The organism is Pseudomonas sp. 30_B, from assembly GCF_017491605.1.
Classification (GTDB): domain Bacteria; phylum Pseudomonadota; class Gammaproteobacteria; order Pseudomonadales; family Pseudomonadaceae; genus Pseudomonas.
This window is the reverse complement of record NZ_JAFGYY010000094.1, coordinates 1-636: the sequence shown is the minus strand read 5'-3', so window position 1 is coordinate 636 and position 636 is coordinate 1. Positions and strand designations below refer to the sequence as shown.

Sequence of the window (636 nt, the reverse complement as noted above, 5' to 3'; positions counted from 1 at the left end):
GCGTCATGCAGGCCCAGGGCAGCGGGCTGACCAACAAGTACGCCGAAGGCTATCCGGGCAAGCGCTACTACGGTGGCTGCGAGCACGTGGATAAAGTCGAGCAGCTGGCCATCGACCGCGCCAAGCAGCTGTTCGGTGCCGACTACGCCAACGTCCAGCCGCACTCCGGCTCCTCGGCCAACGCCGCCGTCTACCTGGCGCTGCTCAACGCGGGCGACACCATCCTGGGCATGAGCCTGGCCCACGGCGGCCACCTGACCCACGGCGCCAAGGTCTCCTCCTCCGGCAAGCTGTACAACGCCGTGCAGTACGGCCTGGACACCGCCACCGGGCTGATCGACTACGACGAAGTCGAGCGCCTGGCCGTGGAGCACAAGCCGAAGATGATCGTCGCCGGCTTCTCCGCCTACTCCAAGACCCTCGACTTCCCGCGCTTCCGCGCCATCGCCGACAAGGTCGGGGCGCTGCTGTTCGTCGACATGGCCCACGTTGCCGGCCTGGTCGCCGCAGGCCTGTACCCGAACCCGCTGCCCTACGCCGACGTGGTCACCACCACCACCCACAAGACCCTGCGCGGTCCGCGTGGCGGCCTGATCCTGGCCAAGTCCAACGAAGAGATCGAGAAGAAGCTCAACT

The 636-nt window shown here is 67.1% G+C and carries 1 protein-coding gene; it reads left to right on the top strand.

The features are described 5' to 3' along the window. Positions 1 to 636: serine hydroxymethyltransferase (locus J5M67_RS30005; protein ID WP_207888537.1), on the top strand; the 636-nt coding region annotated here is incomplete at both ends.